19 protein-coding genes are annotated in these 13,856 nt (G+C 72.2%); 7 read left to right on the top strand and 12 right to left on the bottom strand.

Annotation, left to right across the window (positions count from 1 at the left end; all coding sequences use genetic code 11):
- Positions 1–39: 39 nt before the first annotated feature.
- Both J3P30_RS03565 and J3P30_RS03560 read right to left on the bottom strand, forming a co-directional pair.
- Entirely contained in the window at positions 40–735 is a 696-nt protein-coding gene (locus J3P30_RS03565; protein ID WP_210479555.1) for a response regulator transcription factor, read from the bottom strand.
- A 68-nt stretch (positions 736–803) separates the two neighbouring features.
- The gene (locus J3P30_RS03560; RefSeq protein ID WP_210479554.1) at positions 804–1,070 is read right to left on the bottom strand and encodes a hypothetical protein; all 267 of its coding nucleotides are present in this window, start codon (positions 1,068–1,070) and stop codon (positions 804–806) included.
- 89 nt (positions 1,071–1,159) lie between these two features.
- On the opposite strand from J3P30_RS03560, the gene J3P30_RS03555 reads away from it, so the two are divergent.
- A complete protein-coding gene (locus tag J3P30_RS03555; RefSeq protein WP_210479553.1) occupies positions 1,160–1,543 on the top strand; it encodes a cold-shock protein in 384 nt (127 codons plus the stop codon).
- Complete coding sequence (locus J3P30_RS03550) at positions 1,536–2,333, top strand: DUF3027 domain-containing protein (RefSeq protein WP_210479552.1); 798 nt, start codon at positions 1,536–1,538, stop codon at positions 2,331–2,333. Before J3P30_RS03555 ends, J3P30_RS03550 begins: the two co-directional genes overlap by 8 nt.
- Before the next feature lie 27 nt (positions 2,334–2,360).
- On the opposite strand, the gene J3P30_RS03545 is transcribed toward J3P30_RS03550, so the two are convergent.
- Together J3P30_RS03545 and serC are read right to left on the bottom strand one after the other, a co-directional pair.
- Entirely contained in the window at positions 2,361–2,585 is a 225-nt protein-coding gene (locus J3P30_RS03545) for a DUF2530 domain-containing protein (RefSeq protein WP_210479551.1), read from the bottom strand.
- 5 nt (positions 2,586–2,590) lie between these two features.
- Positions 2,591–3,706 carry a phosphoserine transaminase gene (gene serC, locus J3P30_RS03540; RefSeq protein ID WP_210479550.1) on the bottom strand — a complete coding sequence of 372 codons (1,116 nt, stop codon included), beginning with the start codon at positions 3,704–3,706 and terminating at the stop codon, positions 2,591–2,593.
- An 86-nt stretch (positions 3,707–3,792) separates the two neighbouring features.
- Between serC and J3P30_RS03535 the strand changes: the two genes are divergently transcribed.
- From J3P30_RS03535 to J3P30_RS03520, 4 genes are all read left to right on the top strand, one after another.
- Complete coding sequence (locus J3P30_RS03535; RefSeq protein ID WP_210479549.1) at positions 3,793–4,485, top strand: metal-dependent transcriptional regulator; 693 nt, start codon at positions 3,793–3,795, stop codon at positions 4,483–4,485.
- Positions 4,486–4,672: 187 nt separating this feature from the next.
- Positions 4,673–5,581 carry a C40 family peptidase gene (locus J3P30_RS03530; RefSeq protein WP_210479548.1) on the top strand — a complete coding sequence of 303 codons (909 nt, stop codon included), beginning with the start codon at positions 4,673–4,675 and terminating at the stop codon, positions 5,579–5,581.
- 291 nt (positions 5,582–5,872) lie between these two features.
- Entirely contained in the window at positions 5,873–6,370 is a 498-nt protein-coding gene (locus J3P30_RS03525) for an HNH endonuclease (RefSeq protein WP_210479547.1), read from the top strand.
- Positions 6,371–6,493: 123 nt separating this feature from the next.
- The gene (locus J3P30_RS03520; protein ID WP_210479546.1) at positions 6,494–7,378 is read left to right on the top strand and encodes a CHAP domain-containing protein; all 885 of its coding nucleotides are present in this window, start codon (positions 6,494–6,496) and stop codon (positions 7,376–7,378) included.
- Here the strand turns inward: J3P30_RS03520 and J3P30_RS03515 are convergent.
- From J3P30_RS03515 to J3P30_RS03490, 6 genes are all read right to left on the bottom strand, one after another.
- A complete protein-coding gene (locus J3P30_RS03515) occupies positions 7,357–8,232 on the bottom strand; it encodes a hypothetical protein (RefSeq protein ID WP_210479545.1) in 876 nt (291 codons plus the stop codon). The genes J3P30_RS03520 and J3P30_RS03515 overlap by 22 nt on opposite strands.
- 173 nt (positions 8,233–8,405) lie before the next feature.
- Positions 8,406–8,621: a hypothetical protein gene (locus J3P30_RS03510; protein WP_210479544.1), complete on the bottom strand. Its 216-nt coding sequence runs from the start codon at positions 8,619–8,621 to the stop codon at positions 8,406–8,408.
- A gap of 10 nt (positions 8,622–8,631) precedes the next feature.
- A complete protein-coding gene (locus J3P30_RS03505) occupies positions 8,632–8,970 on the bottom strand; it encodes a hypothetical protein (protein WP_210479543.1) in 339 nt (112 codons plus the stop codon).
- Between the two features lie 94 nt (positions 8,971–9,064).
- On the bottom strand, positions 9,065–9,271 hold the full coding sequence (locus J3P30_RS03500) for a DUF2945 domain-containing protein (RefSeq protein ID WP_210479542.1): 207 nt from the start codon (positions 9,269–9,271) through the stop codon (positions 9,065–9,067).
- Positions 9,272–9,350: 79 nt separating this feature from the next.
- Positions 9,351–9,959 (bottom strand): DUF2510 domain-containing protein, encoded by a 609-nt coding sequence (locus tag J3P30_RS03495; protein ID WP_210479541.1) that lies wholly within the window; start codon positions 9,957–9,959, stop codon positions 9,351–9,353.
- 59 nt (positions 9,960–10,018) lie between these two features.
- The gene (locus J3P30_RS03490; protein ID WP_210479540.1) at positions 10,019–10,969 is read right to left on the bottom strand and encodes a DUF2332 domain-containing protein; all 951 of its coding nucleotides are present in this window, start codon (positions 10,967–10,969) and stop codon (positions 10,019–10,021) included.
- A 73-nt stretch (positions 10,970–11,042) separates the two neighbouring features.
- Between J3P30_RS03490 and J3P30_RS03485 the strand changes: the two genes are divergently transcribed.
- The gene (locus J3P30_RS03485; protein WP_210479539.1) at positions 11,043–11,993 is read left to right on the top strand and encodes an LLM class flavin-dependent oxidoreductase; all 951 of its coding nucleotides are present in this window, start codon (positions 11,043–11,045) and stop codon (positions 11,991–11,993) included.
- An 82-nt stretch (positions 11,994–12,075) separates the two neighbouring features.
- Here J3P30_RS03485 and J3P30_RS03480 read toward each other — a convergent pair whose 3' ends face one another.
- Together J3P30_RS03480 and J3P30_RS03475 are read right to left on the bottom strand one after the other, a co-directional pair.
- On the bottom strand, positions 12,076–12,282 hold the full coding sequence (locus tag J3P30_RS03480; RefSeq protein ID WP_210479538.1) for a hypothetical protein: 207 nt from the start codon (positions 12,280–12,282) through the stop codon (positions 12,076–12,078).
- Positions 12,283–12,377: 95 nt separating this feature from the next.
- Positions 12,378–13,778: an MFS transporter gene (locus J3P30_RS03475; protein ID WP_210479537.1), complete on the bottom strand. Its 1,401-nt coding sequence runs from the start codon at positions 13,776–13,778 to the stop codon at positions 12,378–12,380.
- Between the last annotated feature and the right edge of the window lie 78 nt (positions 13,779–13,856).

Genomic DNA, 13,856 nt, shown 5'->3' with positions numbered 1-13,856 from the left:
GCCCAGTGTACGGACGGCGGCTTCGCGCTCGCCGGGACCTCAGACCTTGGACGCCTTCAGCATGTAGCCGAAGCCGCGCTTGGTCTGGATGATCGGCTCGCTCGAGTACTGGTCGAGCTTGCGACGCAGATAGGAGATGTACGACTCGACGATGCCGGCGTCGCCGTTGAAGTCGTACTCCCAGACGTGATCGAGGATCTGCGCCTTCGAGAGGACCCGGTTCGGGTTCAGCATCAGGTAGCGGAGGAGCTTGAACTCCGTCGGGCTCAGCTCGACGGACTGGTTGCCGATGGTCACCTCATGCGTGTCCTGGTCCATGGTCAGCTCGCCGGCGCGGATGATCGCGTCCTCCTCGGCGTGCATGGTCCGGCGCAGGATCGCCTTGATCCGGGCGACGATCTCGTCGAGGCTGAACGGCTTCGTGACGTAGTCGTCGCCGCCCACGGTCAGACCGGTGATCTTGTCCTCGGTGTCGTCCTTGGCGGTGAGGAACAGGATCGGCGAGGTGTAGCCCGAGGAGCGCAGCCGCTTCGTGACGCCGAACCCGTTCATGTCGGGGAGCATCACGTCGAGGATGATGAGGTCGGGCTCCTCCTCGAGCACAGCGGAGATGGCGGCGGCCCCGTTGCCGACGGCCCGAACGGCGAAGCCCGCGAAGCGGAGGCTGGTCGTCAGCAGGTCGCGGATGTTGGGCTCGTCGTCGACGATGAGGATGCGGGGGCCGTCGGCAGCCATGCACCCATTCTCTGCGGATGGGCTGTAGGAATGCTGGGAGGATTCGGAGCGGAGCCGATGGACGCGCGCTAGCGCGACGAGCGGGCCTGTCGTGACCGGTTCACGGCGCTCACCACGATGAACGCGATGATCAGCATAAGTCCGATCGGGAGGCCGATCAGGGGGAGCAGGGCGATCGTGACCCAGATCCCGCTGCCCGTCGATACGCCGAGTGCGCCCGCGATCAGCACCGCGAGGATCGCGAGCACGGACAGCCCGATCACCGCGGCGGCCATCCCGCCGAGCGTCCGCTCGGCACGGGAGGAGCGGGCGCGCGGGGCAGGGGCGGAGGCCATCGGACCAGGATAGGGGCCGCCCGCGGTGAGCCCGCCCCGGCGCCCGGCCGTAGAATCAGGGACGCTGTACACGAGAGAAGGCGAGTGACATGCCCACCGGCAAGGTGAAATTCTTCGACGAAGCGAAGGGTTTCGGATTCATCAGCTCCGACGACGGCGAGGAAGTCTTCCTGCACGCGTCGGCCCTGCCGGCCGGGGTCACCTCCGTCAAGCCCGGGACCAAGCTCGAGTTCGGAGTCGTCCAGGGCAAGCGCGGCACGCAGGCGCTCTCGGCCCGCGTCATCCAGGCGCCGCCGAGCCTCGCCAAGGCGGCTCGCAAGCCCGCCGACGACATGGCGATCATCGTCGAGGACCTCGTGAAGCTCCTCGACGGCATCGGTGCGAACCTCAAGCGCGGGCGGTACCCCGACGGGGCGCACGGCCGCAAGATCGCGGCCATGCTGCGCAAGGTCGCGGACGAGTTGGATGCGTGAGCCCTCTCCGGTCGACGCGCCCGTGATCGAGTCGGCTCGGGCCGCGCTGCTCGAGACGACCCCTGAGGACACCGTGGGGGAGCTGGCGGGGCTCGACGAGCCGTCCGACGGCGTCGTCGACGTGCACTTCGCCACCGAACTCGCCGGCTACCCGGGCTGGACGTGGACCGTGTCGGTGTCCGTCGCGGACGGCCGCGACCGGCCGTCGGTGCTCGAGCTGGGCCTGCTCCCGGGCGAGGGAGCGCTGGTGGCGCCCGAGTGGGTGCCGTGGTCGGAGCGGCTCGCCGAGTACCGCGCGGCGCAGGAGGCGAAGGACGGCCTCGCCGGCGAGCTCGCGGACGAGGACGAGCTCGTCGACGTCGAGGAGGAGGACCTCCTCGGTGACGACGAGGACGAGCTCGACGGCGTGCAGTTCGAGGAGGCGTCCGCGGTCGACGACGAGCCCGGCGACCTCGAGGACGACGAGGAATCCGACGACCTCGACGACGACGACGATGACGACGATGAGTCGGACGATGACGACGACGATGAGTCCGACGACGACGATGAGTCGGACGATGACGACGATGAGTCGGACGAGGATGACGACGACGATGAGTCGGACGATGACGACGACGATGAGTCGGACGACGACGACGAGTCGGACGAGGATGACGACGACGAGTCGGACGATGACGACGACGATGAGTCGGACGACCTCGACGAGGGGGACGACCAGGACGACGTCGAGGCCGACGAGGACCGGGACGCCGGGGAGGACCTCGGCTGGGACCCGTCCGAGCGCGCCTAGGGCTTCCCGGAGCCGGCCGGCGTCGGGTCAGCGCCTCCGGCGCGCCCGTGCCTCGACGTAGGTGAGGAGACCCGCGCCGAGCACGATGCCGGCGATGCAGGTCCACAGGGCGGCGCCCTGCCCGGCGACGATCGCCGCGACCACGAGCGCAACGATCCAGAGCCCGAGGCCCGCGAGGATCGCGGTCCGGTCGTCGGTGACGACCGGTTCCGGGTCCGGCCTCCGCTCGGAGTCGCGCAGGTAGAGGCGCACGGCGGCTACCGCAGGTGCTCGAGCACGTAGTCGATGCAGGCGGTCAGGGCGCGCACGTCGTCGGGCTCGATCGCGACGAAGGTGGCGACGCGCAGCTGATTGCGGCCGAGCTTCCGGTACGGCTCGACGTCGACGACGCCGTTCTCGCGGAGGGTGCGGGCGATCGCGGCGGCGTCGACCGTGTCGTCGAAGTCGATCGTGACGACGACCTGCGAGCGGTCGGCGGGGTCGGCGACGAACGGCGTCGCCACGGCGGTGCGGTCCGCCCAGTCGTAGAGGATGCCCGAGGACTCGCGGGTGCGCGCGTCGGCCCAGGCGAGCCCGCCGTTCCCGCGGATCCAGTCGACCTGCTCGGCGAGCATCAGGAGCGTCGCGATGGCCGGGGTGTTGAGCGTCTGGTCCAGCCGGGAGTTGTCGACGGCCGTCTGGAGGCTGAGGAACTCCGGGATCCAGCGGTCGCTCCCGGCGATGCGCTCCACGCGCTCGAGGGCCGCCGGTGAGAACAGGCCCAGCCAGAGGCCCCCGTCCGACGCGAAGTTCTTCTGGGGGGCGAAGTAGTAGACGTCGAACTGGGTCGCATCCACAGCGATGCCGCCCGCAGCGCTGGTGGCGTCGACGACCGTGAGGGCGCCGTCGTCCCCGTTCACGCGCTGCACGGGCGCCATGACGCCGGTGCTCGTCTCGTTGTGCGGGTACGCGTAGAGGTCCACGCCCTCCACGGCCTCCGGACGGCTCCGCGTGCCGCCCTCGGCCTTGCGGACGTCGGGTGCCTCGAGGAACGGCGCGGCTGCGGCCTTCGCGAACTTGGCGCCGAACTCGCCGAACGCGAGGTTCTGGCTGCGCCGCTCGATCAGTGAGAACGCCGCGGCATCCCAGAACGCGGTGGAGCCGCCGTTGCCGAGCACGACCTCGTAGCCCTCTGGAAGGGAGAACAGGTCGGCGAGTCCTTCGCGCACCCGTCCCACCAGCCGCTTCACGGGCTTCTGCCGGTGCGACGTGCCGAGAAGAGCGGCTCCCTCTCCGGCGAGGGCGGACAGCTGCTCCGGGCGGACCTTGGACGGGCCGCATCCGAAGCGGCCGTCGGCGGGGAGCAGATTCGCGGGCAGGGCAAGAGCGGCCATGATCGTCCAGCCTATGGGCGCGGACGGGGGGCCTCCTGCTCCGCCGGTAAACTCGCTCATCGAGCGCGTGCGTTGAGGAGGCCTTCGTGACCGATCTCGTGGACACCACCGAGATGTACCTGCGCACCATCCTCGACCTCGAGGAGGAGGACATCGTCCCCCTCCGGGCCCGCATCTCCGAGCGCCTCGGTCATTCCGGCCCCACCGTGTCGCAGACGGTCGCGCGGATGGAGCGCGACGGGCTCGTCGTCGTGTCCGGGGACCGCCACCTCGAGCTGACCCCGGGCGGCAGGCTGAAGGCGCTGCACGTCATGCGGAAGCATCGGCTGGCCGAGCGGCTGCTCAGCGACGTGATCGGGCTCGAGTGGGAGTTCGTCCACGAGGAAGCGTGCCGCTGGGAGCATGTGATGAGCGAGCACGTCGAGCAGAAGCTCATCGAGATGCTCGGCAACCCGACCGAGTCGCCCTACGGCAATCCCATCCCGAGCCTCGACGACGTCGACAAGTCACCGGCCGTCGCGTTCCTCGCCGGCGTCGAGAACCTGGTCGATTCCGCGCGGTCCCGTTCGGGTGCCGTCCGCGCCGTGATCCGGCGCCTGGGCGAGCCCGTCCAGTTCGATCCCGAGCTGCTGCTGCGCCTCAAGCAGGCCGGCGTCCTCCCCGGAGCGCAGGCGACGATCGAGGCCGCCGGCGGCTACATCCGCGTCAGTGTCGACGGGGCGCAGCAGGGTATCGAGCTGCCGGTCGAGGTCGCCGGACATATCTTCGTGTCCACCTGACCGTTACCGATTTGTTGCCATCGGCACGGGTGTCACGTAGCCTGCTACAGCCCCGTGACCAGAAAGGCCGGTCGGAGGGCCGGGAATCGCGACGCTCCACCCCTCCGTCACGCGACATTCCTGTGCACGGCTGACAACGTGAGGACGGGTGCCCGGGGAACCGGGTGCGGGGCGCAGGAGGTTCCTTTTGGCCCTATCGAGTGACCGTTCCGGCTCCGCCCAGAACGACCCGACACCCGATTCCGCGACCGCTCTGGTGCGCCGCGAATCCTCGCCGATCCCGCTTCCCGCGCGCCGCTCGGTGCGCACCGCGGGACGGCAGCTGGAGAAGACCCGGCCCGAGCGCGCGCCGCGCTCCCGCGCAGCACGCGTGAAGGGCGTGGTCAACGTCGCGGTGATGACCTTCGCGATGGGACTCGTCGCGACGATCGCGATCCCCTCCTACGCCTTCAACCCCGTCACGGCGGGGCAGGCCGCCTTCGCCGCCTCGGACATCCAGGAGCTCCGGGTCGATGGCGCGCAGACCGTCGAGGTCTCCGACGACGCCGGCCTGGCCGCGGTCACCCGCGACAACTACACCGCTACGAGCATGGAGGAGATCCTCGCCGCTCGTGCCGCTGCAGAGGCCGCCCGCCAGGCGGCCGAGGCCGCCCGCCAGGCGGAGGAGCTCCGTGCCCGGCTGGCCGCGCAGTACAACTCCTACTCCGGGCCGAGCGCGTCCGAGTACGCCGCGTCGACGCCGGCACCGCCGAGCGGTCCCCGTGAGAGCGTGCTCGCGACCGCCCGCCAGTACATCGGCGTCCCCTACGTCTTCGGCGGCTCGAACCCGTCCGGCTTCGACTGCTCGGGCCTCGTGAAGTTCGTCTACGCGCAGCACGGGATCTCGCTCGCGCACTCGGTGCGCAGCCAGTCGCAGTCGGGAACCGTCATCCCGGCCTCCGAGGCTCGGCCGGGCGACATCGTCGTCCTCAGCGACCTGAGCCACGACGGCATCTATGCCGGCAACGGCAACATCGTCCACGCGCCCTACCCCGGCGCGTCGGTGCGCGAGCAGCCGATCTGGACGAGCAACGTCTTCTACGTCCGCGTCGGCTGAGAAGGAGTCCGCGCCCGCCCTGCGCTGAGCCATTGTCGGGCGGGCATGCGCTACCCTGACCTCACGTCACCGAGAGGACGGCCGTCAGTGGACCTGAGCAGCAGCCCCCGCACCAGGGTGGCCTGCGCGCTCGCGGGACACTGGCACGCCAGCCGGATACAGGGCCGCGGCTCGTTCGCGGTCCGGGAGAAAGGGCGCCGTCGTTAGACGGTGCCCTTTTTCGCATCCTGCGCCTGTCGAAGGCGGGATCGGGTGCCTGCAAGCCGTGCAGGCCGTCTCGAGAGGATGCAGATGCGCACGCTGGTGCTGAACGCGGGATATGAACCGCTGGCCGTCGTCTCCTTCAAGCGGGCCCTGGTGCTCGTCATGGGCGGCAAAGCCACGGTGGTGGCATCCGACGCCGGGAATCCCGTGATCGGCTCGTCCGGAGAGTGGGAGCGTCCGAGCGTCATCCTGCTGACGCGGTACGTCCGGATCCCCTCAGCGCGACGTCTTCCGGTGTCCCGTCGCGGCGTGCTCCGCCGGGACGGTCACCGATGCGCCTACTGCGGCCACGGAGCGACCACCGTCGATCACGTCCTCCCGCGGTCGCGGGGCGGGGCGGACTCCTGGGAGAACCTGGTCGCGTGCTGTCTCGGATGCAACAACGCGAAGGGTGACCGGACCCCGGCCGAGATGGGCTGGCGGCTGCGGATCGCTCCGCGGGCACCCCATGGCGGGTCCTGGGTGGTGCGGGGGATCGAGCGGCCGCACGCCGCATGGTCCGAGTTCCTCGCCCCCGCCGCCTGACCCTCGGGCGAGGGACGCGCCGTTACCGTTCCGTGACAGATCGCGCTCGTTCGCGTACGCTCGGGTGGTCGCCGGCTCAGTCGGCGGCGGGGGGAAAGTCGCGTACCTGAACCGGGGGAACGATTGATCGAGCCTGCATACGGAGCGTCGAGCGGCACGGCCGCAACCGCGAGTGCCGAGCCGGGGACCACCCGGCGCCGCGACCTCCGCGGAGGATCGACGCCCCCGCGGCGCGCCCGTCGCAGCGGGGTCATCGGCGAGCGGCGGCCCTCGGCGCGCCCCGCCGCGCCGTCGCGCTCCAAGGTCAAGCGGCCGGTCTGGAGCACCCTCGTGACCGTCCTCGTCGTGCCGGGGCTCTTCGCGACCGCCGCGCTTCCCGCCTACGCGTCGGTGTACGCCCCGGAGCTCGGGACGAGTGCCGCCTCGGCCGCCCAGCAGGGCCGCTCCTTCGTGGTCTCGTCGGAGGCTGCCGCTCAGGCGATCGACCGCAGCGGCCTCTCGGCCACCTCCGAGGACGAGATGCGCGCCCGCATCGCCGACCCCGCCCGGGCCGCCCGCGTGGCCAAGTACCTCGCGTCCGGCGCCGTCGAGGCGGGCGACGACTACCCGTGGTTCTACCAGGCCGCCGACTACGAGGGCGGCGGGCTGTCCCCGCTCGGCTACTACTACCGCGAGTGCGTCGACTTCGTGGCCTGGCGGCTCAACCGGGACGTGGGCAGCACCGAGGCCCCGTTCGCCTTCACCTGGCCGTACCTGACGCCCGGCGGCGGGGACGCCCGGCAGTGGGCCTCGAACTGGAAGCGCCACGGCTGGCCGACCGGCAAGGAGCCGGTCGCGGGCGCCGTCGCCTGGTTCCCCGGGAACCACGTCGCGTACGTGAAGGAGGTGTTCCCCGACGGGACCTTCCTCATCGAGGAGTACAACCACGGCATGAGCCACGCGTACGGACAGCGGATCCTCGAGGTGTCCGACATCGCGCTCTTCCTCTACGCGCCGCCGCTTCCCTGATCCTCGGCGGCGCGATGCCCCAGGGCGCGAGCGCGCCTGCTCCAGGCCGCGACGGCCGGGGAGGCGACCGCGGCGGTCAGCAGGAGCTGGACGGCGAGCGCAGCGGGTGACGTGCCGAGCAGCCCGCCGACGGTGAGGAAGGCCGCGTCGGCGAGGACGTGGGTGAGCAGCACTCCGGCGACGGCGGCGGCGAGCGCCCGGGGGGAGCCGAAGACCGCCGCTCCGACGAGCGCGCCCCACACCGGTGACGTGATCGCGGCGAGGACAGCCTGCTGCACCGCGACGCCGCCCTCGAGGAACACGGGCGCGGACATCTCGGCGGGCAGCGGAACGCCGCTGAGCGCTCCGATCGCCTGCAGGGTGGCGGACAGAGCCGTGAACGCTGCGATGCCGGCGCCGAGCGCGCCGCCGAGGAACAGGCCCGTTCGCGGAGTCGGCGTCGTGCGACGCCCGAGGAGGGCGACGGCCAGCGCGACGACGGCCGTCTCCGCCGCTGCGGGGAGTGCTGCGGCTGCGGCCCGGAGGGGGAAGGGACCCGAGGAGGCGCCCAGATCCGGCGCTGCGGCGCCGGCTGCGGCGACAAGACTGCCGAGCAGCATCGTGCGGAGGAGCATCACCGTCGTCACCCGGTCGCGAGGCCACAGGCGGCGGCCCGACTCCAGCACGAGGGCTGCAGGAACGAGATACGCGCCCAGCAGAGCCCACGCGACCGTCACCTCAGGACGCGGCGACCACATCCCGGCGACCCCGAGATAGAGCCAGAGCGCGGCTCCGGTGAGCAGAGCGGGCCGCACGAACGGACGGCGCGGCGGCAGCTCCGGGCGGCGTGCCTCGGCGCGCAGCGTCGCGGACATCGTTCCCCCTGAGTCGGCCGCTGCGCCCCCGCGCACGGCCGACTACCTTCCTACGCCCCCGCCGGCGCGCGGAGCACGCCCCAGAACGGGCGTCGCTCCGCGTGTCCCCGGCCGGACCACACGCGACACTGGGTCGTGTCGGATGCTGACCGGCGGGAAGACGCCGAGCGAAGTCACCTCCGCTTGAACGGTCCCTTCCGCTTCGGCTCGGGGTCGCTGAAGTGCTTGAGGACCGCCGCTCTGCCCTGGGCGATCTGCGTCTCGTACTTGTTCTTGGTGATCCGATTGCCGGCGTCGGCGATCGTCTCGGTCGCCTTGCGCGCGACCGCGCGGCCCTGCGGCGTGTGCAGCGCCTTCCAGGCGAGGTTCAGGTATTTGGCGGAAGCCATCGCGTGCTCCTTATCCGCGGGGCTGGGTCGGGTTCGTGGGGTCGCCGTGCGACGGCGGGTTGATCGGTGGACCGCTCGTCTGCGGCGAGACCTTGGAGCCGCCGGCTGCGGACCCGCCGAGCTCCGGCAGGGTCTCGGGGACCGACCCGCTCGGCTCGGCTCCGGCCCGGAGGGCGTTCAGGCGGTGCTCCAGCACCTGGAGCACCGGGAGACGGTTGCCGTGCGCGCGCTCGTAGTCGAACAGGCGCGCGACGTCGTCCTCCGTCAGCGCCGACAGGTGGGACGCGAGACTGCCCACCGGCAGATGGTCGTAGTCGGGCAGTGGCAGTTCGTCGTGCTCGGTGCTCACGTCGCCTCCTCAGGATCGCCGTTCCACGCTAACAAGGGCCACCGGCAACGGGCAGGGGGGTTGCGTCATTGCTGCGCCGGCGTACGACGGCGCCTCACTCCTTGCTGAGGGCGTCCGGCTTGTGCACCGCCTCGCCGCCGCTCTTCTCGCTCTTCACGAGGTACTGCGGATCCTCCTCGGATGCGCGCACCTGCCGACCCGCGGCCTTGGTGTCCTCGGTGATCTTCTCCTTCACCTCGCCCACGGCCTCGCCGCCGTGGGACTTCCATGACACCTTGTCGCCCTTCTTGAACTCGGTCATGCAGGAACCGTAGGCCGGAGTCCCGGGCGCGGCTCTGGGGCAACTCCGGGTTGCGCCGCCCGGGCGGCCGTGCTCTCGCCTAGGAGAAGCTGCTCACCTGGGCGAAGACGGCCGCGACGGCCAGCACCGAGACCACCACGCCGAGCACGATGCTCAGGACGAGGATGGCGACGGAGACCCACACGACGGCCAGGCCACCCCCGGTGCGCCGGTGCACGACCACGCCCCGGCCGATTCCGTAGACGTACGAGCTGAGGAAGGTCCACGCCCAGTGGAACGGGCGCGGCACGCGGCGAGCGCGCAGCTCCTTCCAGTCCAGATAGGCGAAGACGATCGCGAGGGCGTAGCAGAGCCATCCGCCGATCACGGACGCCAGGTACGCGGGAGACGTCAGGAGGGCCAGCTGCGCCGCGGGATCCGGCTGAAGGGTGACCGGGTCGATCCGGTAGATCGAGGACCAGTCGATCAGGAAGGCGGGGAGGATCGGCAGCAGCGGCAGGATCAGGACGAGCCACACCCAGGGCGTGCGCCAGTCGGTGTCGGGGGGAGCGGTGAGCGGCCCGCTCTGCGCCTCGGACGGCCAGGTCGCCGTCTCCGCCGTCCACTGGTAGCCGTCCCACCAGCGCTGCCGACGGCCGTCGTTGGGGTCGGGATACCAGCCGGCGGGGGCGACGTTCGGGGTGCTCACGCCGTGATCCTAGCCAGGGCCCGCGCCTGCGCCGCGCAGGTGGGCACGCCTGTGCACGGTCAGAGCCAGGCGAGGTGCCGGCCGTGCGGCGACGCGACCGCGAGCGGCTGCTCGTCGAGCGTGACGAGGCACGGAGCCGAGGTCGGCACGGTCGGCAGCCGCGGCGGGACGAGATCCGGGAACACGCCGACCCGCTCCATCGCCACCCAGCGGCAGCCGAGCTCGCGGACGAGCTCGCGGAAGAGCTGGCGGCGCCTTCCCGGCACGTACACCATCGTCCCGGCGGAGAGGACGACGGGCGTGAGATCAGCGGGGACGCGCGCGACCAGCTCGCGCAGCGCGTCCACGGCGTCCCCGGCGTCGACCTGAGGCGGATCGAGCCGGGCGAGGCGGACCGCCTCCCGGATGCGGTCGCGCCGCGTCGTCTGCTCCGGCGGCACGAGCACCTCCAGCCACCGCACGTCGTCGGCATCGCCCACGTCGAGCGGGTGGAGGTCGACGCCGTGCCGCCATCGGATGTCCGGCAGGACCTCCGGGAGAGGCGGGGATCCCGCGGTCGCGCACTCGAGGACGAGCGGGCTGTCGCCGACGAGCACGTCGTCGTAGCGGTAGGCGTATCGATCGGGCAGCAGGGTGAGCCCCGCGGAGGCGCCCACCTCGAGGAGCGCGATCGGCTGCGGGATCAGCGAGAGGGCGGGGAGCACCGCGGCGCACCGGTGCGGCTCGTTCGTCTGCGTCGTCCGCCGCTCGGCCTCGCGCGCGACCGACGTCCAGTGCGAGGTGAGCCACCGGCGGAACGACGGCCAGTCTCCGGCCTGCGCGCCGAGGAGCCGCGAGGTGGCGAAGACGAGGGCGGGCTGCCGCTTCTGCTCCGGCAGCCCGCCCAGCAGCCCGAGCACCTCGGGGTCCGCCGCGACCCCTCGCGCCCACTCCTCGTAGGTCGCCGACTCGCCCCGGGCCTCCTGGTCCGCGTATCGGAGGTACCAGTCGGCTGTCGTCGAGGGTCCCACCCGTCGATGATGTCAGTGGGGGAGCGCCGCCCGGATGCGTGCGAACGGACCCCGGAGAGCGGAGAGGACCGACGTGACGATCACCGACGGCCGCACACCCCGGATCGGGGTCCGATTCGAGCCGGACTGGCCCCCCGAGCAGCTTCCCGCGTTCGCGCGGTGGGCGGAGGACGCGGGCTTCGACGAGCTGTGGTTCAGCGAGGACCTCCCGTGGGCCGGAGGGGTGGCGATGGCGGCCAGCGCGCTCGCGGCGACCACGCGGCTGCACGTCGGGCTCGGCCTCCTCCCCGCGGTCACGCGCAACGTGGTCACGGCGGCGATGGAGATCGCCGCGCTCAGCCGAATCGCGCCGGGACGGCTGACCGTCGCGCTCGGCCACGGCATCCCGTCGTGGATGGAGCAGATCGGCGCGCGGGTGCCGCGCCCCTTCGCCGCTCTCGGCGAGACGACGAGCGCGCTCACCGCGCTCCTGGCGGGGGAGGAGGTGACGATGAGCGGCCGGCACGTCCGGCTCGACGGCGTGCGGCTGGGGTTCCCCCCGGAGCAGCCCCCGCGGGTCCTCCTCGGCACGACGGGCCCCACCGGCCTCGCCCTGACCGGTCGCGTCGCGGACGGAGTGGTCCTGCCGGAGATCGCCTCACCGGAGGCGGTGCGGTGGGCGCGGCGGGAGATGGAGACCGCCGGACGGGCGGGAAGCGCCGTCGTGTTCGCGATGACGAGCCTCGGCGATGACCCGGGACGCGCCATCGAGCAGGTGCGGCAGCGGATGCAGCGGATCGTCGAGTTCCGCGTCTTCGACCGGCTCGCGGAGATCGCCGGCCTCGGATCGGACGGGAGCGGCGAGATGACCGACGCGATCCTGCAGTCCGTCGCTCTCGCCGGCACACCGGACGACGCCCTGGCGGCCATCGCCGGCTGGCGCGCGGCGGGCTGCGAGACCGTCGTGGTCGTCGCCGGAGCGGACGACCCGCTCGCGAGCTACCGGCGTTTCGCGGAGGACGTGCTTCCGCGCATCCGCTCCTGACGGGCCCGACCACGGCGCGGGCGCTCGGCGAAGGGTGCCGGCGGCTCGCCGGTCGTCCCCGGCTCCTGAGACGGATCCGCCCCTACGAGTGGCCGCTGAAGCCCGTCGCGGCCTCGCCGTCGCCCGCGCCTCCGTCGGGGTCCACCGTCTCGGGATCCTCCTCCGGCTCGAACGTGCTGGGCTCTCCCGCGCCGATCGCGACACCTGCGGGGTTGTCCGGGATCGTGCCCTCGGTCCCGAGGCCGCCCTCGTTCTCGGAGCCGCCGGGTGTTCCTGTCGTGTCGGACATGGTTCCCCTCCTTGTTCGTGCCTCCACCCTGACAGGGCGCCGGCGCTCCCGGCGCGGGGTTGACGAGGGGCGCCGGCGGCGCCCACCGCCGGGGCTCAGTCCAGCGCCTTGCCCTTCAGCTCGGGAAGGGCCAGAGCCCCGGCCGCCGCGACGAGGAACACCCCGGCGAACACGGTGAACAGCACGGGCGTGCCGCCGAGCGTGAGCAGCGGATGCACGGACAGCGGCGCCAGGATCGACGCGATGCGCCCGACGCCGGCCGCCCAGCCGGAACCTGTGCCGCGCAGCGGGGTCGGATAGAGCTCCGGCGTGACGGCGTAGAGAGCGCCCCAGGCGCCGAGGTTGAAGAACGACATCAGCATGCCGAAGCCGACGATCCATGCCTCCGAGCCGGTGACCGCGCCGAATCCGAAGAACACGGCGGCGACGGCCGAGCCGAGCAGGAACGTGGCGAGCGTGGCGCGGCGCCCCCAGCGCTCGACGAGCCAGGCCGAGGCCGCGTACCCGGGCAGCTGCGCGAGCGTGATGAGCAGCGTGAACTCGAAGGAGCGGACGAGCGGGAACCCCGCCGCGACGAGCAGGGTCGGCAGCCAGATGAAGGCGCCGTAGTAGGAGAAGTTGACCGTGAACCAGACGAGCCAGATGGCGGACGTGCGCCGGCGCAGGTCGGGGGCGAACAGGTGCGCCACCCGGCGGCGGGCGGACTCCGCCGGCGCGGGCGGGACGGGCGACGTCTCGGGCTCGGGCACACCGGCGCTCTCCTCGAACCAGCGCACCGCGCGCTCAGCCTCCGCCTCCCGGCCCTGCGCCTCGAGGAAGCGGACGGACTCGGGCAGCCGCCACCGGATGATCACCGCCCACAGGGCGGGGATGGCGCCGACGAGGAAGGCCCAGCGCCAGCCGTCCTCGCTCGTCGGGATGACGAGGTAGCCGAGCAGGGCGGCCCCCGTCCAGCCCACGGCCCAGAACGCCTCGAGGATCACCACGACGCGGCCCCGGATGCGGCGCGGCGCGAACTCGCTGACGAGCGTCGACGCGACGGGCAGCTCCGCGCCGAGCCCGAGTCCGACCACGAAGCGCAGCACGATCAGCACCGCGACCGACCAGGCCAGCGCCGAGAGCCCGGTCGCCACCCCGTAGAGGAGGAGGGTCAGGGCGAAGACGTTGCGGCGGCCGATCCGGTCCGCGAGCAGGCCGCCCAGAGCGGCGCCGATCGCCATGCCGGCGAACCCCGCGGATGCGACCCACGAGAGCGCGGCCGCATCCGTGCTCCAGGTCACCGAGAGCTGTGCGATCACGAACGAGATGAGGCCGACCTCGAGGGCGTCGAGGGCCCAGCCGACGCCGGACCCGCCGAGCAGGGTGAGGTGCCTCCGCGTGAAGGGCAGTCGGTCGAGGCGATCCGCTCGCGTCAGCGCGGTCGTCGTGCTGGGCGCCGGCTCTTCCGACGGGCGCAGCTCCGCGCCGGAGGACCGCTCGCCCGGGTGTGGATTCATGACACCAGTCTGGCGACCCCGCACCGGCCGTGCGGGCCACCTCGACCGGCTGGGGCCCGAGTCGCCGTCGCAGGGTCA

It is taken from the genome of Naasia sp. SYSU D00948 (assembly GCF_017916515.1).
GTDB lineage: Bacteria > Actinomycetota > Actinomycetes > Actinomycetales > Microbacteriaceae > Naasia.
Note: the sequence above shows the minus strand (reverse complement) of the source record. Positions and strands in the feature narration are given on the sequence as shown.

Bases quoted from the DNA above. Each gene is read 5' to 3' on its own strand.
- J3P30_RS03550 (WP_210479552.1), top strand. From the start codon at position 1,536: ATGCGTGAGCCCTCTCCGGTCGACGCGCCCGTGATCGAGTCGGCTCGG.
- J3P30_RS03475 (WP_210479537.1), bottom strand. From the start codon at position 13,778: ATGAATCCACACCCGGGCGAGCGGTCCTCCGGCGCGGAGCTGCGCCCG.
- serC (WP_210479550.1), bottom strand. From the start codon at position 3,706: ATGGCCGCTCTTGCCCTGCCCGCGAATCTGCTCCCCGCCGACGGCCGC.
- J3P30_RS03515 (WP_210479545.1), bottom strand. From the start codon at position 8,232: ATGTCCGCGACGCTGCGCGCCGAGGCACGCCGCCCGGAGCTGCCGCCG.
- J3P30_RS03565 (WP_210479555.1), bottom strand. From the start codon at position 735: ATGGCTGCCGACGGCCCCCGCATCCTCATCGTCGACGACGAGCCCAAC.
- J3P30_RS03510 (WP_210479544.1), bottom strand. From the start codon at position 8,621: ATGGCTTCCGCCAAATACCTGAACCTCGCCTGGAAGGCGCTGCACACG.
- J3P30_RS03525 (WP_210479547.1), top strand. From the start codon at position 5,873: ATGCGCACGCTGGTGCTGAACGCGGGATATGAACCGCTGGCCGTCGTC.
- J3P30_RS03560 (WP_210479554.1), bottom strand. From the start codon at position 1,070: ATGGCCTCCGCCCCTGCCCCGCGCGCCCGCTCCTCCCGTGCCGAGCGG.
- J3P30_RS03555 (WP_210479553.1), top strand. From the start codon at position 1,160: ATGCCCACCGGCAAGGTGAAATTCTTCGACGAAGCGAAGGGTTTCGGA.
- J3P30_RS03480 (WP_210479538.1), bottom strand. From the start codon at position 12,282: ATGTCCGACACGACAGGAACACCCGGCGGCTCCGAGAACGAGGGCGGC.
- J3P30_RS03500 (WP_210479542.1), bottom strand. From the start codon at position 9,271: ATGACCGAGTTCAAGAAGGGCGACAAGGTGTCATGGAAGTCCCACGGC.